This is a genomic window from Sediminibacterium sp. (assembly GCF_051860225.1).
In the GTDB taxonomy this organism is placed as follows: Bacteria; Bacteroidota; Bacteroidia; order Chitinophagales; family Chitinophagaceae; genus Sediminibacterium.
Genome location: NZ_JBHYEI010000001.1, coordinates 387,513 through 408,227 on the forward strand (window position 1 = coordinate 387,513; position 20,715 = coordinate 408,227).

Annotated in this window: 22 protein-coding genes and 1 tRNA gene; 5 read left to right on the forward strand and 18 right to left on the reverse strand. The window is 36.5% G+C overall.

From position 1 onward, the window contains the following. Genes cobT through ACTIEI_RS01560 form a run of 4 tightly spaced genes read left to right on the forward strand, consistent with a single transcriptional unit; the run spans position 1 to position 3,102 of the window. Positions 1 to 1,026 carry a nicotinate-nucleotide--dimethylbenzimidazole phosphoribosyltransferase gene (gene cobT, locus ACTIEI_RS01545; RefSeq protein WP_439504515.1) on the forward strand — a complete coding sequence of 342 codons (1,026 nt, stop codon included), beginning with the start codon at positions 1 to 3 and terminating at the stop codon, positions 1,024 to 1,026. Positions 1,027 to 1,048: 22 nt separating this feature from the next. Beyond that, on the forward strand, positions 1,049 to 1,903 hold the full coding sequence (locus tag ACTIEI_RS01550; RefSeq protein ID WP_439504516.1) for an adenosylcobinamide-GDP ribazoletransferase: 855 nt from the start codon (positions 1,049 to 1,051) through the stop codon (positions 1,901 to 1,903). Further along, positions 1,888 to 2,490: an alpha-ribazole phosphatase gene (gene cobC / locus ACTIEI_RS01555; RefSeq protein WP_439504517.1), complete on the forward strand. Its 603-nt coding sequence runs from the start codon at positions 1,888 to 1,890 to the stop codon at positions 2,488 to 2,490. The genes ACTIEI_RS01550 and cobC overlap by 16 nt, the downstream gene beginning before the upstream one ends. 30 nt (positions 2,491 to 2,520) lie before the next feature. After that, positions 2,521 to 3,102 carry a MarC family protein gene (locus tag ACTIEI_RS01560; protein ID WP_439504518.1) on the forward strand — a complete coding sequence of 194 codons (582 nt, stop codon included), beginning with the start codon at positions 2,521 to 2,523 and terminating at the stop codon, positions 3,100 to 3,102. A gap of 8 nt (positions 3,103 to 3,110) precedes the next feature. Here ACTIEI_RS01560 and ACTIEI_RS01565 read toward each other — a convergent pair whose 3' ends face one another. The 17 genes from ACTIEI_RS01565 to gmd all read right to left on the reverse strand — a co-directional run bounded on the left by ACTIEI_RS01565 (position 3,111) and on the right by gmd (position 18,962). Continuing rightward, positions 3,111 to 4,781 carry a sodium/sugar symporter gene (locus ACTIEI_RS01565; RefSeq protein ID WP_439504519.1) on the reverse strand — a complete coding sequence of 557 codons (1,671 nt, stop codon included), beginning with the start codon at positions 4,779 to 4,781 and terminating at the stop codon, positions 3,111 to 3,113. Positions 4,782 to 5,070: 289 nt separating this feature from the next. Continuing rightward, a tRNA-Arg gene (locus ACTIEI_RS01570) sits at positions 5,071 to 5,142 on the reverse strand. A gap of 35 nt (positions 5,143 to 5,177) precedes the next feature. Then, entirely contained in the window at positions 5,178 to 6,101 is a 924-nt protein-coding gene (locus ACTIEI_RS01575; protein WP_439504520.1) for a 1-phosphofructokinase family hexose kinase, read from the reverse strand. 9 nt (positions 6,102 to 6,110) lie between these two features. Beyond that, complete coding sequence (locus ACTIEI_RS01580) at positions 6,111 to 7,280, reverse strand: lycopene cyclase family protein (RefSeq protein WP_439504521.1); 1,170 nt, start codon at positions 7,278 to 7,280, stop codon at positions 6,111 to 6,113. A 3-nt stretch (positions 7,281 to 7,283) separates the two neighbouring features. Further along, on the reverse strand, positions 7,284 to 7,751 hold the full coding sequence (locus tag ACTIEI_RS01585; protein WP_439504522.1) for a beta-carotene hydroxylase: 468 nt from the start codon (positions 7,749 to 7,751) through the stop codon (positions 7,284 to 7,286). 1 nt (position 7,752) lies between these two features. After that, positions 7,753 to 8,427, reverse strand: coding sequence for a carotenoid biosynthesis protein (locus tag ACTIEI_RS01590; protein WP_439504523.1), 675 nt, complete (start codon positions 8,425 to 8,427; stop codon positions 7,753 to 7,755). Between the two features lie 5 nt (positions 8,428 to 8,432). Next, complete coding sequence (gene crtD / locus ACTIEI_RS01595) at positions 8,433 to 9,935, reverse strand: 1-hydroxycarotenoid 3,4-desaturase CrtD (protein ID WP_439504524.1); 1,503 nt, start codon at positions 9,933 to 9,935, stop codon at positions 8,433 to 8,435. A 5-nt stretch (positions 9,936 to 9,940) separates the two neighbouring features. Continuing rightward, a complete protein-coding gene (gene idi, locus ACTIEI_RS01600; protein WP_439504525.1) occupies positions 9,941 to 10,465 on the reverse strand; it encodes an isopentenyl-diphosphate Delta-isomerase in 525 nt (174 codons plus the stop codon). Positions 10,466 to 10,469: 4 nt separating this feature from the next. Beyond that, positions 10,470 to 11,306: a phytoene/squalene synthase family protein gene (locus ACTIEI_RS01605; protein WP_439504526.1), complete on the reverse strand. Its 837-nt coding sequence runs from the start codon at positions 11,304 to 11,306 to the stop codon at positions 10,470 to 10,472. Next, the gene (locus ACTIEI_RS01610) at positions 11,299 to 12,798 is read right to left on the reverse strand and encodes a phytoene desaturase family protein (RefSeq protein ID WP_439504527.1); all 1,500 of its coding nucleotides are present in this window, start codon (positions 12,796 to 12,798) and stop codon (positions 11,299 to 11,301) included. The genes ACTIEI_RS01605 and ACTIEI_RS01610 overlap by 8 nt, the downstream gene beginning before the upstream one ends. A 25-nt stretch (positions 12,799 to 12,823) precedes the next feature. Then, complete coding sequence (locus tag ACTIEI_RS01615) at positions 12,824 to 13,324, reverse strand: RNA polymerase sigma factor (RefSeq protein ID WP_439504528.1); 501 nt, start codon at positions 13,322 to 13,324, stop codon at positions 12,824 to 12,826. Between the two features lie 150 nt (positions 13,325 to 13,474). Continuing rightward, complete coding sequence (locus ACTIEI_RS01620; RefSeq protein WP_439504529.1) at positions 13,475 to 14,353, reverse strand: MerR family transcriptional regulator; 879 nt, start codon at positions 14,351 to 14,353, stop codon at positions 13,475 to 13,477. Between the two features lie 39 nt (positions 14,354 to 14,392). After that, positions 14,393 to 15,256: a glucose-1-phosphate thymidylyltransferase RfbA gene (gene rfbA / locus ACTIEI_RS01625; protein WP_439504530.1), complete on the reverse strand. Its 864-nt coding sequence runs from the start codon at positions 15,254 to 15,256 to the stop codon at positions 14,393 to 14,395. Positions 15,257 to 15,271: 15 nt separating this feature from the next. Next, the gene (gene rfbC, locus ACTIEI_RS01630) at positions 15,272 to 15,829 is read right to left on the reverse strand and encodes a dTDP-4-dehydrorhamnose 3,5-epimerase (protein ID WP_439504531.1); all 558 of its coding nucleotides are present in this window, start codon (positions 15,827 to 15,829) and stop codon (positions 15,272 to 15,274) included. 2 nt (positions 15,830 to 15,831) lie between these two features. Then, positions 15,832 to 16,887, reverse strand: coding sequence for a dTDP-glucose 4,6-dehydratase (gene rfbB / locus ACTIEI_RS01635; RefSeq protein ID WP_439504532.1), 1,056 nt, complete (start codon positions 16,885 to 16,887; stop codon positions 15,832 to 15,834). A 31-nt stretch (positions 16,888 to 16,918) separates the two neighbouring features. After that, positions 16,919 to 17,854: a GDP-L-fucose synthase family protein gene (locus ACTIEI_RS01640; RefSeq protein ID WP_439504533.1), complete on the reverse strand. Its 936-nt coding sequence runs from the start codon at positions 17,852 to 17,854 to the stop codon at positions 16,919 to 16,921. Next, a complete protein-coding gene (gene gmd, locus ACTIEI_RS01645; protein ID WP_439504534.1) occupies positions 17,847 to 18,962 on the reverse strand; it encodes a GDP-mannose 4,6-dehydratase in 1,116 nt (371 codons plus the stop codon). The genes ACTIEI_RS01640 and gmd overlap by 8 nt, the downstream gene beginning before the upstream one ends. 96 nt (positions 18,963 to 19,058) lie before the next feature. Between gmd and ACTIEI_RS01650 the strand changes: the two genes are divergently transcribed. Then, positions 19,059 to 20,210, forward strand: a complete 1,152-nt coding sequence (locus ACTIEI_RS01650; RefSeq protein ID WP_439504535.1) for an acyltransferase family protein — start codon at positions 19,059 to 19,061, stop codon at positions 20,208 to 20,210. A gap of 40 nt (positions 20,211 to 20,250) precedes the next feature. Here ACTIEI_RS01650 and ACTIEI_RS01655 read toward each other — a convergent pair whose 3' ends face one another. After that, positions 20,251 to 20,709 (reverse strand): acyltransferase, encoded by a 459-nt coding sequence (locus ACTIEI_RS01655; protein ID WP_439504536.1) that lies wholly within the window; start codon positions 20,707 to 20,709, stop codon positions 20,251 to 20,253. Positions 20,710 to 20,715 lie beyond the last annotated feature (6 nt).

Genomic DNA, 20,715 nt, shown 5'->3' on the forward strand with positions numbered 1-20,715 from the left:
ATGTTACAAGATCAGCTGCAAAACAAAATAAATAGTAAAACCAAACCCCTCGGTTCTTTAGGTTTGTTGGAAGATATTGCATTACAAGTAGGACTAATTCAACAAACTTTAGATCCGTTTATATCAAGACCTTCTATTTTGGTTTTTGCAGCTGATCATGGCATAGCCCAAACTGGCTTGGTAAACCCCTATCCACAATCCGTTACTGCGCAAATGGTTTTAAACTTTTTAAATGGAGGAGCAGCCATTAATGTATTTACTCAAATGCATCAATTGCAATTGATAGTGGTTGATGCAGGAGTAAATGCTGATATGAGTCATTTAGTTCACCCCAACTTTATTCATGCTAAACAAGGCATGGGCACTGCTAATTATTTGAATGAACCAGCAATGACCTCAGAACAAATAAATAGCTGCATTCAAAAGGGAAAAGAGCTGGTTATTAAGGTTGCTGAAGGTGGATGTAACTGTATTGGTTTTGGCGAAATGGGAATCGGGAACACTTCATCTGCCGCACTAATTATGCACAGCATTACAGGCAATCCAATTCAAGAGTGTGTGGGCCGTGGCACAGGAGCGAATGATGTGCAATTAATGACTAAGATTGATACACTTGAAAAAGTAGCTACTATTCATCAACTTCATTCCCTAGGCAATAAACCATTCGCACTATTAAGCGCAGTAGGTGGATTTGAAATAGCGATGATGGTGGGTGCTTTCTTAGCAGCGGCAACGCAAAGAATGGTAATTGTAGTAGATGGATTCATTGCAACTGCCGCTTTATTAGTTGCAGTGCAAATTGATTCAACAATTATTAACAATTGTATTTTTGCCCATAGTAGTAATGAACAAGGGCATGCAAAGATGTTACAGCATTTAAAAGCAAAACCATTACTAAATTTAGGTCTTAGATTGGGCGAAGGAACTGGTGCGGCATTAGCCATCCCATTGATTGAATCTGCTGTAGCCATTTTAAACCAAATGGCTTCTTTTGAACAAGCAGGGGTTAGTACTGCATCAGAATAATTACCTTCATGCAAACGATTTCATGAAATACCAGTGGCTATTATTTAAAACTGCATTAATGTTTTTTACTCGCATACCAGTGGGTAATCTGCCATTTAAGCAAAGCCATTTACAAGCATCTGCTAGGTTTTTTACTTGGGTAGGTTTGTTGGTTGGAATAATTGGTGCCATTACATTGGTATTGGCCGATATGATTTTTTCTCCCGCACTTGCCATTTTATTTTCAATGATTGCAACAATTTTATTGACCGGTTCTTTTCATGAAGACGGTTTTGCAGATTGTTGTGATGCTTTTGGTGGTGGATGGACGAATGAGAAAATACTAACCATTATGAAAGACAGTCGCCTAGGCACTTATGGGGTGGTTGGGTTAATCTTGATACTGTCTTTAAAATTTTTATTGCTGTTAGAATTAATGCAATTTTTTTCTATTGAACTGGTTGCTACTGTTTTAATTACGGCTCATGCAAATAGTCGATTTTGGGCTACTAATATTATGCAACAACTCCCTTATGTGCAAGATATTGATTCAAGCAAATCTAAACCACTCGCAGATCGAGTGTTAACAATGAAAGAAATGGCTATTCTTTTATTTGGCTCCTTGTTAAGTATTGCTGTGTTATTTTGTTTGCTTTACTGTCAATTACCACTTCGCTTACAACAACAAATTCCAATCTCCTTCAGTTTGAATTTCATACTAACCTTATTACTTTTTATAGTAAGCATTCAAATACCTTCTTTTATCACTCAGTTATTTGCTGCCAAGTATTTTAAGAAATGGATTGGCGGTTATACAGGGGATTGTTTGGGTGCCACTCAACAAGTTTGTGAAATTGCATTTTATTTAGGATGTTTACTGTTATGGAAATTTATTTAATCAGACATACCACCCCTAAAGTAGAAAAAGGAATCTGCTACGGACAGGCCGATTTAGATATTACCGAAACTTTTTTAGAAGAAGTGGAAGCCATAAAACCACATTTGCCTGCTGAAGGAATAAAAGTATACAGTAGTCCTTTGCAGCGCTGCAAAAAGTTAGCGGATGCTTTATTTGAAGGATTAGATATTGATGTTCATGATGATTTAATGGAACTCAATTGTGGCCAATGGGAATTACTTCCTTGGAATGATATTCCAAAAGAGGAGATACAACCTTGGATGGATGATTTTGTAAATGTTCGTGTTCCACAAGGAGAGAGTTATGTTGATTTACATAATCGAGTGGTGAATCGCTTTAATGAGATTGTTGAAAAACAAGAGTCTGCAGTAATTGTAGCGCATGGGGGTGTATTAAGAAGTATTCTTTCGCATATTACATCTACCCCATTAAAAGAATCTTTTGATGCATTCACTTTACACTATGGCTGTGTGGTAAAAATTAATGTGGTAGAAGATAGTATGACCCACGAATTATTATATAATCATTCTAGACAGGGTAAAGAATGGCATCGACCCACTCTTTAGCAAAATAGTACCTTTAAAAAAAACAAACTCATGGATTTTCAAATAGATCAACTGCTGACAGTTACATTTACCCTTTTTGCGGTAATTGATATTGTAGGGTCTATCCCCTTACTGATTTCTTTAAAAGAAAAAATGGGTGGAGGTATTCGTTCTCTTCAGGTTACAATGATTTCCGGCGCCTTGATGATTTTATTTTTATTTGCAGGTAAGCCTTTCTTAAAAATTCTTGGATTAGATATTCGGTCTTTTGCGGTTGGAGGATCAATCGTTATATTTTTACTTGGACTTGAAATGGTATTGGGTCATGAAATTTTCAAAGGCGACAACAATGCTAAGAGCGGAAGTGTTGTTCCTATTGCATTTCCCATTATTGCTGGGTCTGGTACTCTTACCACTATCATGTCTTTAAAAGCGAACTTTGATGAAATGTATATCTTGTTTGGTATTCTAATTAATCTGGTAGTTGTTTATATTACTTTAAGATTACTCAAAGTAATTGAACGTGCACTAGGCGAATCAGGATTACTGGCCGTAAGAAAATTCTTTGGTGTAATCCTGATTGCTATTGCTGTTAAAATATTTAGTACCAATATCGCTGCATTTGGTAAGTAGGAGTCTATTTACCAAAGTATGGTATATAACGCTGCAATAATTCCAAATAAAATTATTACGCCCACCACAAAAGCTGGATGCAATTTAAACATGCTGCGGTCTACTTCTAAACCATTGGTTTGAACTCCTTTTCTTATATCGTTAATACTGATAAAATACATGCCTACCAAGCATATTAAGAATACGATTCCCATTCTATCTAAGAATGGAATTTCAAATACGCCGGCTGAATTGGCAACAGCATATCCAGAAGATGCCAACCAAGATAGGTCTACATAATTTGGCATGAACTTGAAAATAATAGAGAGTACAAATCCACCAATGGTTGCAAATAATGCAGCGTTAGAGCTTGTTTTCTTCCAAAAGAATCCAAGGAAGAACATGGCAAATACGCCTGGCGAAACAAAGCCTGTGTATTCTTGAATATATTGAAACCCTCCTTTTTTATCAATGCCCATAAACGGAGCAACTACCATGGCCAATACCATTGCAGCAACAATGGCCATTCTTCCAATATTCACCATTTTTTGTTCTCCTGCTTCCGTATTGATTTTCTTTTTGTAAATATCTAATGTGAAAATAGTAGCGATACTATTGGCTTTTCCTGCCAAGGATGCTACTACCGCTGCAGTAAGTGCTGCGAAAGACAAGCCTTTTAATCCCACTGGTAATAAATTTAATAATACCGGATAAGCGCGGTCGGGGTTTACTTCTCCATCTTGTAATAACTCTGTTTGAAAATAGCCTTGTTGGTGCATTACATAAGCTGCAATTCCTGGTAGCACTACAATAATAGGCATGATTAATTTTAAGAACCCTGCAAATAATAATCCATTCCGTGCCGTTTTTAAATCTGCTCCTAGTGCCCGTTGTGTAATGTATTGGTTGCATCCCCAATAATTTAAATTAGCAATCCATAAACCGCCAATTAAAACCGTAAGCCCTGGCAAATCAGTAAAGCTTGGATTATCAGGCTTCAAAATCATATGAAAATGATCGTCTGCTTTCTCTGTTAATACTTTAAATCCATTTAGCAAACCACTAGTGCCATTTTGTTCTGCCACTAAATTCAATGCAATATAAGTGGCTGCCAATCCTCCCAAGATTAAAAAGAATACTTGTATTACATCGGTGTATCCAATTACTTTCATTCCACCCAATGTAATGAGCACAGCAAAAAAGCCTAGTGCCAACATACATATTGTAAATGATATTCCTGAGATACTACTGATAGCCAATGCCCCTAAGAATAAAATAGAAGTAAGATTCACAAATACATATAACAATAACCAAAACACAGCCATAATCATTGCTACGGTATCGTTATATCGTACCTGCAAAAATTGAGGCATGGTGAATATTTTATTTTTCAAATAAACCGGCATGAAAAAAATAGCCACTACAATTAATGTTACGGCTGCCATCCACTCATAACTGGCAATGGCTAATCCCATTTTAAATCCACTTCCACTCATGCCTATGAATTGCTCTGTAGAAATATTTGAAGCAATTAACGATGCCCCAATGGCCCACCAGGTTAATGAGCCTTCTGCTAAAAAATAATCTTTGGAATTGGCTTCTTTTGCTTTCTTTCTTCGGTATACCCAAATACCATATCCAGCAACCAGAATAAAATAAAATAGAAATACCAAATAATCGGTTTGGTGCAATGCATTCATACAGCTGAGTTATAATCGATTTAAACTTTTGTAAGCTATACAATTATCAAATGCCGTTGGAACTATTGTAGGGGATTTTTTTTCCAATTGCAGGGGGTGGTTGGGTCTTCATTCGCCAGGACTGCCAGCCTCGCTTCGCTCGGCTGTCTCCCTCCCGTATTGAACTTACTCAAATCCCCTACATCAACCTTCGGTTGCTGCGGGGTTTATTTCTTCTCATCCGCTCAATCAAGCAAGCTTGTCTCGCGTCTTCGCAAAAATAAACCCAACACTTCGTGTCGGGTCTTTGTGGTCTCGCCAGGAATCGAACCTGGATCTGGAGCTTCGGAAACTCTTATACTATCCATTGTACTACGAGACCAATAATGGTGCAAATGTAATTGATGCAATTTAAATCTATTTCAACTGCGCAAAAATGCGTTCGGTATCAGCCAAAGAACAGAGCTCTGTTCCTTTATGCAATGTGGCAGCAGAACCTGCAGCTACTCCGTATTGTAATACCTGCTCCCATCCCCAACCTTTGGTTAATGCTGCCAGCATTCCTGCAACCATACTATCCCCTGCTCCTACAGTGCTTAAAACAGGTGCCTTGGGTGCAACAGTTTGAAAGTGTTCGGTAGCTGTAATTAACATAGCTCCTTCTGATCCCATTGAAACCGCCATGGCTTTACAAGAGCCTGCTGCAATTACTTGTCTGGCTGTTGCAATCACTTCAGAAATATCAATCCAATCTTTCCCAACTAAAGAGGCCAATTCGCGTAAGTTGGGTTTAATTAAATACAAGCCCTCTTTAACAGCGGCTTTTAATCCATCACCAGATGTATCAATAATCAATTTTGCATTTAGCTGTTCTGCAATAATAGCTATCTCATGAAAAACTGCTGTTGAGGTTCCTGGCGGCAAACTTCCACTAACAACAAGATAGTCTGCGTGCGCGCAATTACCTATTGCTTCCATCAACAATCCTAACTCATTACTAGAAACCGATTCTCCGGGCATACCAAAACGATATTGTAATTTTTTGTCCTCATCAAACACCACGAAATTTTCTCGTGTGTCTCCTTCCGTTTCTATGGCGGTAAAATCAACTTGCTCTTTGGCGAGTAATGCTTCCAATGTTTTTCCTGTATATCCTCCGGATAAAATTATTGCTTTGGATGCTACCCCTAATTTTTTCAAAGCCCTTGAAATATTAATTCCACCACCCCCTGGCTCTACTTTTGAAGAGAGGGCTCGTAACTTTTTTTCTGGCACCAGTTCTGGAACCGTAATACTTTTATCTAAAGCAGGATTGAGTGTGATGGTTACAATATTTGCCATTAGATGAAATTACATCAATTCTTCCAGGGCTGCCGGCAAGAATATCCGCGTTGGGACACTGTTCATGATTTTCAAATCAATTAACAAACTACTTTCATTATCTAGAAAAGCTAAGACGTTACTGGCTTTATTTCCTTTGAATATTGCTGCGAATATTTTATCCCCCGGCATTTTACGGTTGTGCAATACATTCAATAAAACAGCATCGTACAAATGCCCTTTTGAATCTTTCAGCTTTTTGCCATAGGAAAGATTTTTACCATTTTTAATAGCATCAATCAAAGCAGCAGTCCGTTTTTGAATATACTTAAATGCATAGCCACTGCTTGCTTTGGCTTGACCTCCTGCAATTCCAATGTATATATTTCCTCCTTTAGCATAGGGAAATTTTTTGGTGGTCATGGGAATCACCCCTTTCTCTTCATGTAAAACTTCGTAATCGATTATTTGCAATTGTTCAGAAATGTATTTCCTCAACGCTACATTATATGAATCGTCTTCTAATAATTCCTCGGTGAACAATGTGTATTCTATCAATGCAGTATTTGCCGAAGTAGGTAGTACATACATGAATGTGGTACCATGTTTTTGCGATACCCTAAAGTCCATGAATATAGCTTTACTTGAATCAAAGCAATCAATAGCAGTTTTAATTTCCCATCCTTTAAAATGTTGCAGAAAATGATATTCATGTGCAGCTGTTTTAATGGGTTCAAATAAAATACTGCAGAAAACATAATCCGCATAAATGATTTCACCGTCTGCTAATTCAATGCCCGCTATTTCATTTGTGCCAACAAACTCAAAAGTAGTATCTACTAATTTTTTAATAGACGCTTTTCGCCATTCAACATTAGGTGATGATGATGCATTATTTTTTACATAGTTATAAAAATCAATCCCCCTAATCATTTTATAGGTATAAGGATTAATTGATAGTTCAGAGGAATAATGATCAGAATAGAAGTCAAGTTTGTTCCATTTATGATGCACAATGGACTCAAAAAGGTCGGGTTGGGTTTCCCAAAAGCACCAAGTTCTATCATTTTGCTGCTTGGTATCTGCATCAACTACCAATATTTTTTTTGAAGCAAAGAAAGGATCAGCAACCATGCGCATCAATAAGCTCATGCCCGCACATCCAGCTCCTGCAATGATATAGTCATATTGCTTTTGCAAAGACTATACTGCTTTTAATTTTTCGTCTCTCCTTATTTTATCCCAGTATTTTTTGGCAACAATCAACATACCAAAACTTTCTCCTTCTTCTTTATGTAAATGTTTATGGTGCATTTTGTGTGCCCATCTGATGGCACGTATATATCGGTTATTGCTTCGTGTAAATAACTTAATTCGTTGGTGAATTATGATTTCATGTACTAAGAAATAAGCAAACCCGTATAAAGCAATACCTGCACCAATACTGACCACCCAATAATTTTGGTTCATGCTTCCCAACATAATACAAAGCCAACTAGGTATAGCAAAAATTACAAAAAACGCATCATTTTTTTCCCAAAATCCTGGTCCTTTCTGGTGATGATCTTCGTGTAAATACCAGAGAAATCCATGCATCACATATCGATGAGTTAACCAGGTAATCCCTTCCATTAAAACAAATACCAATAAGGTTACTAATACATAAATCATCTTATAAGAAAATTCTAAGTGATAGAAAAAACAGCGCCTGTATGATTAACAAATGTATGGCAAAATGGTTTTGGGCTTTTATTTTCAATTGTTGTTGAAGCGCTAATAAAATGGCACTAATCACAAACCAACATGCATAATTTAGCATAGGGATTGTACCTCCCTCCCATGTCCAAAACCCTAACTGTATGGCAACGGGCTCCATTAACCAATCAAAAAAAGTAGCCAGTACCGCTCCATCAATTACAATTGACCATTTAATAATAGCCCTAGGTATAGGCGCTTCGTATTTTGCCAACATCACTTTATTTAATTGCTGCATTAAAGACCCACAACAAAAGACTATTACAAACCAGTTCATCCCAATCAAAAAAGGTACGCCCATCAACTTGGGACCCATTACAGTTCCATAAGTATAGTCACCAAATAAAATTCCAGTATTAACCCCAATAATTTCAGTAATCATTCCGGTTGTAAATGCTAATAAAAAGAAACCGATAAATCCTTTTTCCAACCGCTCTTGACTTAAAGCTAGTAATACACTCATTAAAATCAATGTTAAAGGGGTATTATTGATGAACCAGTCTTTATAAGGTGTAAATAGCATACCAATTACGCCTGTGAAATGGAATAATATTGCTAAAGACAGCGGTATAATTGGCCTTGCGTATAACATATTTGCTACTGCTTTAAATTTTGTTGTTCATTTACCAAATTGGCCATGATGGCTGCGCTTGATAAACAAAGTGGGATACCACCACCTGGATGAACGCTCCCCCCTACAAAATACAACCCTTTTGTGGTATTACTGAAATTAGGGTGTCGCATAAATGCTGCTGTTTTACTATTTGAACTGGTTCCATATAAAGAACCCATGTAAGAAGCTGTTTTGGATTCTATGCTAACTGGCGATAGTATTTCTTCAACCTCAATGAGTGGCGCAATATCTTCACCCAATAATTTACTTAATTTCTTCAAAATGGCATTCTTATAAAAATCTTTTATAGAAGCCCAATCTTGTCCTTTATTGGCTGGCGCATTCACCATCACAAACCAATTTTCTTTACCCATAGGAGCTTGAATGGACGGCTCTCGTTTACTGGTGATATTTATATAGACTGTTGGATCTGCAAATGGTTGTTTAGTTTTAAATAAAGATTCAAATTCCTTTTCGTAGTCATTGCTAAAAAAAATATTGTGCAAATCTAATTGGGGGAAGCTTTTATTAATACCCCAATAGAAAATAAAAGCACTGCTGCTTCTTTCTTGTTTTAAAACTTTAGCTGCTTTTACTGAATCACCTAATAGTTGTTGGTAAGTAAAATAAACATCCATATTACTTACTACTAGGTTTGCAAAATAATTTTCATTATTTACTACCACTCCTTTTACTTCTCCCTGAGTACGAATAATTTTATCTACTCCATTCCCAAAATTAAATTTCACTCCTTTTTTTAGCGCTAATTGATACAGTGCATTCGTTATGCTAATCATTCCTCCTTTCGGATAAAAAGTTCCTTCATTGTGTTCCAAATGTGGAATCAAAGAAAGCATAGCGGGTGCCTTATAAGGATTACTTCCATTGTAAGTAGCGTATCTATTAAACAATTGAACCAACTTTGCCGATTTAAAGGAACGTTGATTATAATTATTTAGCGAGCTAAATAGATAAGGCCACTTGACTGTTTGAATTGCTTTAAAAATGGGGGCTTTGAAAATAGTTTGAATTTTATGCAAAGAATATTGTAGAAATATTCCAGCAATATGATTGTAAGCGTCCGCTGATTTGTTTAAATAGCGATGCAAGTTTTCGATAGGCTCTTCCGTTTTTTCATGAAGCTCAGCTGCAAATTTTTCATGATCCGCATATGCGCTAATTACTGTGCCATCTTCATAAAAATAATTACAAGCAATAGGCACTCTTTCATAATTAAAATAAGCTTCAATCGGCTCCCCTGCAAAGGCAAATAGCTCTTCTATTAATTGCGGTCGAGTAAACAAACTTGGACCTGCATCAAATTGAAACCCACCTAACTCAAAATGACTCAACTTCCCTCCTGGATATTCATTTTTTTCGAAAACAGTAACTGCATATCCCATCACTTGCAAACGAATAGCTGCTGCTATACCAGCAATTCCTGCACCAATTACAATTGCATTTTTAGTGGGGGTATTAGTACTCATGTCCTTTATTTATTTTGATGAAACCACCATGCTTTAACTTTAGGAAAAGCGATTAAAAACCAACTGGTGAATTCAGCAGGGTCTGTTGCAATTAGATGGTCTATGTTTTCAAATGTACGGAAAGCATAGTCTTTCACCTCTAAAGGATTAGGTTGAATACTTCCATCGAAATTCCCTACAAAAACATGGTCAAACTCATATTCGGTTAAACCATTATCGAATGGGGCTTTATAAACAAAATCGAAGGCTTTTACTAGGGGCGTATCAAAACCCATTTCTTCTTGAAGCCTTCGATTTGCCGCATGAAGGGTAAGTTCCCCTGGTTTTGGGTGACTGCAACAAGTATTGGTCCACAAATTGGGACTATGATATTTGTTACTTGCCCTTTGCTGCAATAACATTTCTCCAGCTTCATTAAAAATAAAAACGCTGAAAGCACGGTGTAATACCGCTTTTTCATGCGCTTCTATTTTTTCCATGATGCCTATTTGCTGATCGGCCTCATCTACCAAAATTACTTGTTCTAACATCTTTTTAGAGCAGATTTAATTGACTTCTAATACCTGCTTTTGCCAATATAAACATCTTACCATGGTCTGGTATTCTTACTCTAGTGTCAAGAATTTTTTGTGGTTGAAGTTTTTTGATTTTTTTAAACAAACTCAAATAATATTTATACGCAACATAAACGCCAAAGCGGGCTTTTAACGGCAACTGAAGTATCCCTTCATAAGCATGATCAAAATCTTTTTGAATATCTTCTTCTATTTTTATTTTGTCTTCTTGAGTAAAATTACTGAAGTCGCATCCTGGAAAATACATTCGATCAAGCCCTTCAAAATCAGCTTTTAAATCTCTTAAAAAGTTTACTTTTTGAAATGCAGCCCCTAAGCTACAAGCATATGGTTTTAGTTTTTCGTAACTGCTACGATCCCCATTGCAAAAAACATATAAACACATTAAACCAACTACTTCTGCACTTCCATATATATATTCTTCATATCCTGATTTATCATATTGCTTTTTGCCCAAGTCCATTTCCATACTATGCAAAAAAGCATCAATTAACTGACGGTCTATTTTAAATTCATTAACCGTTAATTGAAAGCTATTCAAAATGGGATTCAAAGAAATTTTCTGATCAATAGCTTTATAAGTTGCTGCTTTAAATTCGGTCAGTAATGTTTCTTTATCAAAGTCATGAAATGTATCTACTATTTCGTCTGCAAACCTTACAAAACCGTAAATATTGAATACAGGCGTTCTAAGGTCTTTGTGCAAGAGACGAATAGAAGAAGAAAAACTAGTGCTATAGAGCTCAGTAGTAATTCTGCTACATTCTTGGCTTACTTGGTGAAACAGTTTAATCATATAATTTCGAAATTTCTTTAGCCACTACTTCACCGCTAATCAAGCTTGGAGGAACTCCTGGCCCTGGAACGGTTAGTTGTCCTGTAAAGAATAGGTTTTTAACTTTTTTACTTCTGCAAGACGGTTTTAAAACAGCAGTTTGTAGCAAAGTGTTCGCTAAGCCATATGCATTTCCTTTAAAAGCGTTGTATTCACTAATAAAATCACTTTGCGCAAAAGTCCTTTTGTAAATAATTGCGTCTTCAATCGATTGTCCAAGCTGTTTTTCTATTCGTTTAACAATCAATTTAAAATATTTTTCTCTTAATTCCTCAGTATCGCCTGTTAAACCTGTTGCAACTGGTATTAATAAGAATATATTTTCACATCCTTCAGGTGCTACAGTAGGGTCGGTAACAGATGGAACACACATATAAAATAAAGGATCCGTAGGCCATTCTTTTGTTGAATAAATTTCTTTTCCGTGCAAACCAAAATCAGTATCAAAGAATAAAGAATGGTGAGGAACTCCGGTTAAACGCTTGTTCAGCCCAATATAATACAATAAACAGCTTGGAGCCATTACTCTTTTATCCCAATAAGAAGCTGAATAAGTTTGGTATTGAGGTTGCAGCAAACTGGTTTCAACATGATGATAATCTGCTCCTCCAACCACCACATCCGCTTCAAGCTCTATCATTACTTTTCCAGCTGGTGTATTGGCCATGCACGAAACTGATTTCGCAATTCCTTTTTCTACATTTATTTGATTAACACTATGATTAAACCTGAAATTAACTCCTAATGAGACTGCTAAGTCATACATGCCTTGTACAATCTCATACATACCTTTATTAGGATACCAGGTACCCCCTTTTATATCTGCATAATTCATTAAACTATACAGTGCAGGCGTATGTTCGGGTAATGCACCTAAAAACAAAACAGGGAATTCCATTAATTCTACCAGTTTTGAATTTTTAAAATACTTACCTACATGCGCTTTCATTGAATTGAATACATCCAATTTAAAGACGCCTTTTATCAAATCAATATCTAAAAACTCAGTTAGTGATTGCCCAGGCTTAAAGACCAATTTATTGACACCTACTTCATACTTGTAAGCTGCTTCTTTCATAAACAAGTCCAGTTGCTTTCCAGCCCCTGGCTCTAATTTTTCGAATAAAGCTTTTAAGTCTTGGTAATTGGCTGGTATATCTGTTACATCGTCAGGCCAATAAACTCGATAGGAAGGATCTAGGCGAGTTAGTTGATAATAGTCACTAACTTTTTTGCCAAATTGATTAAAATAACGTTCAAAAACATCAGGCATCCAATACCAACTTGGCCCCATATCAAAAGTAAATCCTTCTTTTGAGTATTTTCTAGCCCTGCCGCCGGGTAAATCATGTTGTTCTAGTACAGTAACATTCCAGCCCGATCTGGCCAGAAAGGAAGCCGCGGACATGCCCGCGAAACCACTTCCGATAATGATCGCTTGCTTATTCTTCACTTGAAACGTAAGTTAATGAAATTTCTTAGAAACGCTGTATATGTGCTTTCAGTAGTTTTCTTGCAAAGTGAATTCTGCTTTTAATTGTCCCCAAAGGTTCATCCAACATTTCAGCAATTTCATGGTATTTGTATCCATCAAAATATAATAGAAATGGATTTCTAAAAATCTCTGGAAGATTATGTATGGCCTGCTTAACCTCTTTCATATTGATGCCAGCAATGGCTTCGTTGGCAACTGCACCCTGATTGAAATCTAATAAGAATTCATTGGGCGTATTATCAAATATGGTTGCTTGCTTAGACTTCCTTCTATAATTATTGATAAAGATATTACGCATGATGGTGTATAACCATGCTTTTATATTTGTACCAACATTATACTTGTCTTTATTAGCCAATGCCCTAAACAAAGTTTCCTGATAAAGGTCTTTGGCCGCTTCTTGGTCACGTGTCAAAGTAACAGCGAATGGTTTCAAAAAATCCGCATTATTAACCAGCATTTGATTGAAATCTAGCGTAGACATGGCGTATTGTTTAATTTATTAGAGTATAAAGCTAAACATAATATTTGGATTCATCGGATATTTTTGTTTAATTTTTACTAAAGAAATGTGAAACAAAAAACCCGCTGATAGCGGGTTGATTGATTGATGTTTAAACATTACAATTATATGTTATAAGGTATTCATATATTCCATAACTTCTAAAAGGGACTTCTTAAATGATACATTACTAGGTATTCGTTTTTTATAATTCTGCGTCAATGCTCCAGAAACAATCACTTTAAATTCAGGAATTCTGTTTTGTATGTTTACTAGGAATTTCTCGAAATTGAAGTTATTCGCTACAGAAGTTAAATGAGAATATAAAAAGTCTGGTTTCTTTAGAGTAGCTACATATTCTACATCTTTCAAAGGCACATTCGATCCTAAATATATCACTTTGATGCCCTTACTCTTAAACAAATAATAGGTAAAAAGTACCCCTAATTCATGATGCTCGCCTTCTGGTAGAAATACCAAAACAGTTTTTTTAAAATTAATTGGAGCATGACAGGTTTCAATTCCCATAATTAGCTTTTGGCGTATAATATTAGTCACCAAATGCTCTTGTGCGGGATTGATATGGTTAGTAATCCATAAAATTCCTATCCGCTCTAGAAAAGGGAATATGATTTGGGGGATGATCTTCTCAATCCCCTTGCTTTTGATATAGCCGTCTAAGAGTGACTCAAACTCTTCAATTTTCATATCGACCATACAGCTAATCAACTCATTCACCATCCGCTCAATCTGAGCTTGAGACTGATTAAGAGATAGGGTCTTTTCCCGCATTTCTGCAGAACTCATCTTGTCAATATGAGAAATTTTAAAGCCGTATTTGTTCAATAATGCAATATTGAGTACAGTCTTTAATTCATCTCCTGTGTAATATCGAATATTAGTTTCAGTGCGCTGCGGATTAAGGAACGAATACCGCTGTTCCCATATACGGATGGTATGCGCTTTAATACCCGATAGGTTTTCTAAATCTTTGATTGTAAAGGCATTCATACCATAGTAACGCTAATAAACTAGTTTTGTTTAAAAGATTTACAAAGGCTTTAAACGTTTTAAATACTCCCCATAGCCACTTTTAGCATATTTTTCTCCCAAAAGCATCAATTGTGTTCTATCAATAAAGCCCATTCGATAGGCAACTTCCTCTATGCAACCCACTTTCTGACTTTGACGCTTCTCAATTACTCTCACAAATTCACAAGCATCTGCAAATGAATCGAAAGTACCCGTATCTAACCAAGCTGTACCTCTATTCATGATACCTACCTGTAAAGTCCCTTTTTCCAAATAAACCCTGTTAACATCCGTAATTTCGTATTCACCTCTTGGAGAAGGTGCAATATTTTTCGCAATTTCTACTACACTATTATCATAAAAGTACAATCCTGGAACCGCATAATTCGACTTGGGTTCCTTTGGTTTTTCCTCTATAGAAATGGCTTGCTTTTGTGCATTAAATTCAACCACCCCATACCGCTCAGGATCATTTACTTCGTAAGCAAAAACTGCAGCACCTTCCACATCATTAAAACTTTGTACCAACTTACTAAAGCCAGCACCATAAAATATATTGTCACCTAAAATCAAACAGACTTTATCATTACCGATAAAATGTTCCCCAATTACAAATGCTTGAGCTAAACCGTTGGGTTCATGTTGTACTTCGTATGAAAAACGACATCCAATTTCGGACCCATCTCCCAATAATCGTTTAAATTGATCGGAATCCTGAGGCGTAGTAATGAATAAAATTTCTCTTATTCCAGCTAACATTAATACAGAGAGCGGATAATAAATCATTGGCTTATCATACACTGGCATCAATTGTTTACTGATGCCCTTTGTAATTGGATATAACCTTGTTCCAGATCCTCCTGCTAAAATAATGCCTTTCATATATTGGAAATTTTATTAAAATTGTAATGTATTTACACAATCACGTAAATGAGGAAGTGCTTTATCTTTATCGGAAAGCAGTACTTCTAGCTCAGGTAGTTTCCAATCGATTGCCAAATCTGGATCATTGTAAGCAATTCCACCTTCAGATGCTTTATGATAATAATTATCGCACTTATAAAAAAAAGTAGCCTGCTCGCTCAATACTACAAAACCATGTGCAAATCCACGTGGTACAAAAAATTGTGTTCTGCTTTCTCCCGTTAATTCAACCGCAACATGTTGTCCAAAAGTCTTAGAATCTTTGCGGAGATCTACTGCTACATCCAGCACAGCTCCACTCAATACCCGAACTAATTTTGCTTGTGCAAACTCCCCATGCTGAAAATGCAACCCACGCAAAACACCTCTTGATGAATGAGATTGATTGTCTTGAACAAAATCAACTGCTACACCAGTTTTTTCTAAAAAAGTATTCCGGTTAAAGCTTTCAAAAAAATAACCGCGACTATCACCAAAAAATGTGTCGTGTATAATAAAACAGCCTTCGATGGGGGTATATTCAATTTGCATAATTACTTATTGCTGTACATAGATTCATAATAATGTTGATAGTTACCGCTGGTGACATTATTCAGCCATTCTGTATTGGCTAAAAACCAATCAATGGTTTCACTTAACCCTTCTTGGAAAGTTACACTTGGCTTCCAACCTAACTCCCGATTGATTTTTGACGCATCAATAGCATATCTTCTATCGTGGCCTGGTCTGTCCTTAATGTATGTGATTAATTGCTCACTAGTACCTGCTGGCTTACCCAATTTTTCATCCATTTGGTTACATAACAATTTAACCAAATCAATATTTTTCCACTCGTTAAAGCCGCCAATATTATAGGTTTCGCCAGTCACCCCACTATGAAATACCATGTCAATAGCAATTGCATGGTCTTTTACATACAACCAATCTCGGGTGTACAATCCATCTCCATAAACAGGCAATGGCTTGCCTTGTATAATGTTATTAATGAATAGAGGGATCAGTTTCTCTGGAAAATGAAATGGCCCATAGTTATTTGAGCAGTTCGATATCACTGTTTGCAAATGGTAGGTTTCATGGTATGCTCTAACAAAATGATCGGATGATGCTTTACTTGCAGAGTAAGGAGAACGTGGATCATATGCTGTTTCTTCTGTAAACAATCCCTCTGCACCTAAGCTTCCATATACTTCATCTGTAGAAACATGATAGAAACGATGATTATCTAAATCAGCAGCCCATTTTTGCTTAGCGGTGTTTAGTAAATTAACCGTACCTATTACATTGGTATATACGAAATCTAATGGAGAAACAATAGAACGATCCACATGCGATTCTGCAGCCAAATGAATTACGTCAGTTACCTGATACTGATCAAACAATTCCTCCACCGCTTTTACATCCAAAATATTTACTTTGGCAAAACGATAATTTGGCTTGTTCTCTATATCTCTTAAATTTTCTAAATTACCCGCATAAGTAAGGGCATCTAAATTGATGATTTGGTATTCAGGATATTTATTTACAAATAATCTCACTACATGAGAGCCAATAAATCCTGCCCCTCCAGTGATAACAATGTTTTTAGACATAATCTATTTCTTAATTATATAAAGGTAATAATTATTTATTCCATGGTGCATTTTTAACCAATTCGTACACCATTGAAATACCTGAATGTAAATCTATCCTGGCTTTCCAACCAAATTGATTGATTTTACTCACGTCCATTAATTTGCGAGGAGTACCATCTGGTTTGGATGAGTCTAATACGATTTCGCCAGCATAGCCTGTAACCGCTTTAACCATCTGAGCTAATTCTAGAATCGTAACATCGATTCCAGTTCCAATATTCACCAATCCTTTTTCATTGTAATGCTCCATCAAGTACATACAAGCTTCTGCCAAATCGTCTACATGCAAAAACTCTCTTTTGGGGGTACCTGTACCCCATATAACAACAGATGGATCATTATTGGCTTTTGCAGTAATGAACTTACGCAACATAGCTGGTAGCACATGGCTTTTTTCTAAGTCGTAATTATCGTTAGGGCCATATAAATTTGTGGGCATTGCCGAGATAAAATTACATCCATATTGAGCCCGATAACTATCGCATAATTCTATGCCTGCAATTTTTGCAATGGCATAGGGCTGATTAGTCTCCTCTAAATATCCACTCAATAAATATTCTTCTTTTAAAGGCTGAGGTGCCATCTTAGGATAAATACAAGATGAGCCTAAGAACAATAGTTTTTTGACTCCATTAACATAACTCTGATGAATAATATTACTTTCCATCATTAAGTTATCGTAAATGAACTCTGCTCGATAGGTATTGTTGGCTACAATTCCACCTACTTTAGCTGCTGCTAAAAACACGTAATCCGGTTTTTCAGTAGCAAAAAATTCAGTTACTGCTTGTTGATTTCTCAAGTCTAACTCTGCAGAAGTTCGAGTAATAATATTAGTGAATCCCGCTGTTTGTAATTGTCTAACTATAGCACTGCCTACCATCCCTCTATGGCCTGCTACATATACTCTTGCGCTTTTATTCATGTTCTTTCTCAATAGTGAACCCATTGTTTTGCAACAACTGTTCTTTTTTAAATACAATAATATCAGCTGCCACCATTTCTTTTACCATTTCGGCTAAAGTATATGTTGGAACCCAATTTAATTTAGTTTTTGCCTTGGTTGCATCCCCTATTAGCAAGTCTACTTCTGTAGGACGATAATAACGCGGGTCTACTTTAACTACAGCCTGGCCCAATTTCATCCCTTGTGCAAGATCACCAGTAATATTACTGATTACCCCAACTTCATTTACTCCTTCACCAGAAAAACTTAATTCAACCCCTACTTCAGCAAATGCCATTCTTACAAAATCTCGGATATAGGTTGTTACACCTGTTGCTAAAACAAAATCTTCTGGCTTTTCTTGCTGAAGCATCAACCACATCCCTTCTACATAATCCTTTGCATGACCCCAATCCCTTTGTGCATCAAGGTTTCCCAAATAAAGGGTTTCTTGTAGGCCCATCGAAATTCTGGCAACTGCTCGGGTAATTTTCCTGGTTACAAATGTTTCACCGCGTAATGGACTTTCATGATTAAATAAAATTCCATTGCAGGCGTACATACCATAAGCTTCTCGGTAATTTACCGTAATCCAATAGGCGTATAATTTAGCCACTGCATATGGACTTCTTGGATAAAAAGGCGTGGTTTCACTTTGAGGAACAGCTTGTACCAAACCATATAATTCAGAAGTAGATGCTTGATAAAATTTGGTCTTATTTGTTAAGCCCAATAATCTAATCGCTTCTAAAATTCTGAGTGCCCCTATTCCATCCGCATTGGCCGTATATTCTGGTGTTTCAAAACTCACCTGCACATGGCTCATTGCTGCCAAATTGTAAATTTCGTCTGGCTGCACTTCCTGAATGATTCTAATTAAATTAGTGCTATCGGTAAGGTCTCCATAGTGCAACACCAAATGACGGTCTGGTATATGCGGATCTTCATAAAAATGATCAATTCTTTGTGTATTAAACAAAGAACTTCTTCGTTTGATTCCATGCACTTCATAGCCTTTCTTTAGCAGCAATTCTGCTAAATATGCACCGTCTTGTCCGGTTATTCCTGTGATTAATGCTTTTTTCATGACAGTCTATTGATGCAAATATGCAACCTTAAATGCATATCTATATAAATTGGCTCACTAAAGCATTTGAATTATCTTAGCTTCAACTGCTTAAATATGGGAAACAGATACTATTCCTTAGACGTTTTCAGAGGGGCCACAGTAGCGCTGATGATTTTGGTAAACAATCCTGGAAGTTGGAGCCATATTTTTGGCCCTTTAAAACATGCTCCTTGGCATGGAGTAACCCCAACAGACTTAGTATTTCCATTCTTTTTATTTGCTGTAGGGAATGCTATGGCATTTGTAATGCCCCGTTTTGAAGCTGCTGGCCCTATAGAATTTTGGAAAAAAGTAATTAAACGCACTTTACTCATTTTTGGAATTGGGGTCTTATTACATTGGAGTCCATTTGTTAAATGGGATGGAGCGGAATTGGTAGGTAAATCTTGGGAAAATGTGCGGATTCTAGGTGTTTTACAAAGAATTGCCCTTTGCTATTTCTTTGCTTCTGTAATTGTTTTTTATGGCAAAACAAAGGGAGCTTATATAATTGGGATGTCCATTTTATTGTTGTATTGGTTTGCATGTTACGCCTTAGGTACTGAAGGAGATCCATATAGCTTACAAGGTTGGTTTGGAAACCCAATTGATATTGATATTTTAGGGGTGAATCATATATACAAGGGTGAAGGTGTTCCTTTTGACCCAGAGGGCTTTATGAGCACTCCTGCAGCAATTGTACAAGTGATTTTTGGATTTTTAGTCGGTCAATACATCCAATTGAAAGGCAAGAATACAGATATGCTCAGTGGCTTATTCGTTGCAGGAATTGTTTTAACTGCTACAGGCTATTGTTGGGACCTAGTTTTCCCCATCAACAAAAAAATATGGACTAGCAGTTATACCATTTATACGACTGGTTTGGCAATTTTAACCATCGGTGTTATGATTTATGCTATTGAATTTAAAGGAGCTAAGGGAGCGTGGAGTAGATTTTTTGATGTGTTCGGTAAAAATCCTTTATTCATTTTTGTACTGAGTGGTTTTTTACCGAGACTCGCCAGTTTATTACGCTGGGTAGAATCTACAGATGCCGATGGTACCAAACATTACACTTCTTTCTTGTCTTGGTTTTACACTTATTTATGCAAACCTATTGCCGAAGACCCAAGAGTAGGTTCTTTGGTTTATGCATTGTGTATGATCGCTTTTTATTGGTTAATCGTTTATCTATTAGACAAGAAAAAAATCTACATTAAGGTTTAACTGTAGAATAGTTAGTTGCAAAACGATTTTCAAAATTACGTTATCGAATTTTTCTAGCTGGGTTTCCTGCATACACCCCCGGCACAGTTATGTCTTTGGTTACTACCGCCCCTGCACCAATTACCACCTGATCGCAAATTTGAACAGGTAGAATCGTTGCATTGCTGCCAATAGAAACATGATTGCCGATAAGTGTTGGCTGCCATTTATTTTGGTCGCCAGCGGGTTGGCCTTCCGAAAACAAATCATTGATAAACATGACTCCGTGTCCAATAAAACAGTCGTTACCAATGGTTACTAAACTACAAATAAAACTATGTGATTGTATTTTACATCGTTCACCAATATGAACCTCTTTTTGGATTTCTGTAAATGGACCAATAAATGAATCATGACCTATATGACATCCATAAATATTCACAGGGCCAACAACTCTTACATTTTTACCAAAATGTACATCTCTAACTGAAGATTCGGTTAAATTAAAAGTAGGTAACATGGGATT

Excerpts from the sequence above, each read along its gene's own strand:
- ACTIEI_RS01615 (WP_439504528.1), bottom strand. The coding sequence starts at position 13,324 with ATGTCTACGCTAGATTTCAATCAAATGCTGGTTAATAATGCGGATTTT.
- gmd (WP_439504534.1), bottom strand. The coding sequence starts at position 18,962 with ATGAAAAAAGCATTAATCACAGGAATAACCGGACAAGACGGTGCATAT.
- ACTIEI_RS01575 (WP_439504520.1), bottom strand. The coding sequence starts at position 6,101 with ATGGCAAATATTGTAACCATCACACTCAATCCTGCTTTAGATAAAAGT.
- rfbC (WP_439504531.1), bottom strand. The coding sequence starts at position 15,829 with ATGCAAATTGAATATACCCCCATCGAAGGCTGTTTTATTATACACGAC.
- ACTIEI_RS01620 (WP_439504529.1), bottom strand. The coding sequence starts at position 14,353 with ATGAATGCCTTTACAATCAAAGATTTAGAAAACCTATCGGGTATTAAA.
- rfbA (WP_439504530.1), bottom strand. The coding sequence starts at position 15,256 with ATGAAAGGCATTATTTTAGCAGGAGGATCTGGAACAAGGTTATATCCA.
- ACTIEI_RS01550 (WP_439504516.1), top strand. The coding sequence starts at position 1,049 with ATGAAATACCAGTGGCTATTATTTAAAACTGCATTAATGTTTTTTACT.
- idi (WP_439504525.1), bottom strand. The coding sequence starts at position 10,465 with ATGTTAGAACAAGTAATTTTGGTAGATGAGGCCGATCAGCAAATAGGC.
- ACTIEI_RS01650 (WP_439504535.1), top strand. The coding sequence starts at position 19,059 with ATGGGAAACAGATACTATTCCTTAGACGTTTTCAGAGGGGCCACAGTA.
- rfbB (WP_439504532.1), bottom strand. The coding sequence starts at position 16,887 with ATGTCTAAAAACATTGTTATCACTGGAGGGGCAGGATTTATTGGCTCT.
- ACTIEI_RS01605 (WP_439504526.1), bottom strand. The coding sequence starts at position 11,306 with ATGATTAAACTGTTTCACCAAGTAAGCCAAGAATGTAGCAGAATTACT.
- ACTIEI_RS01560 (WP_439504518.1), top strand. The coding sequence starts at position 2,521 with ATGGATTTTCAAATAGATCAACTGCTGACAGTTACATTTACCCTTTTT.
- ACTIEI_RS01585 (WP_439504522.1), bottom strand. The coding sequence starts at position 7,751 with ATGATTTATGTATTAGTAACCTTATTGGTATTTGTTTTAATGGAAGGG.
- ACTIEI_RS01655 (WP_439504536.1), bottom strand. The coding sequence starts at position 20,709 with ATGTTACCTACTTTTAATTTAACCGAATCTTCAGTTAGAGATGTACAT.
- ACTIEI_RS01640 (WP_439504533.1), bottom strand. The coding sequence starts at position 17,854 with ATGAATAAAAGCGCAAGAGTATATGTAGCAGGCCATAGAGGGATGGTA.
- ACTIEI_RS01565 (WP_439504519.1), bottom strand. The coding sequence starts at position 4,781 with ATGAATGCATTGCACCAAACCGATTATTTGGTATTTCTATTTTATTTT.
- crtD (WP_439504524.1), bottom strand. The coding sequence starts at position 9,935 with ATGAGTACTAATACCCCCACTAAAAATGCAATTGTAATTGGTGCAGGA.
- cobT (WP_439504515.1), top strand. The coding sequence starts at position 1 with ATGTTACAAGATCAGCTGCAAAACAAAATAAATAGTAAAACCAAACCC.
- cobC (WP_439504517.1), top strand. The coding sequence starts at position 1,888 with ATGGAAATTTATTTAATCAGACATACCACCCCTAAAGTAGAAAAAGGA.
- ACTIEI_RS01590 (WP_439504523.1), bottom strand. The coding sequence starts at position 8,427 with ATGTTATACGCAAGGCCAATTATACCGCTGTCTTTAGCAATATTATTC.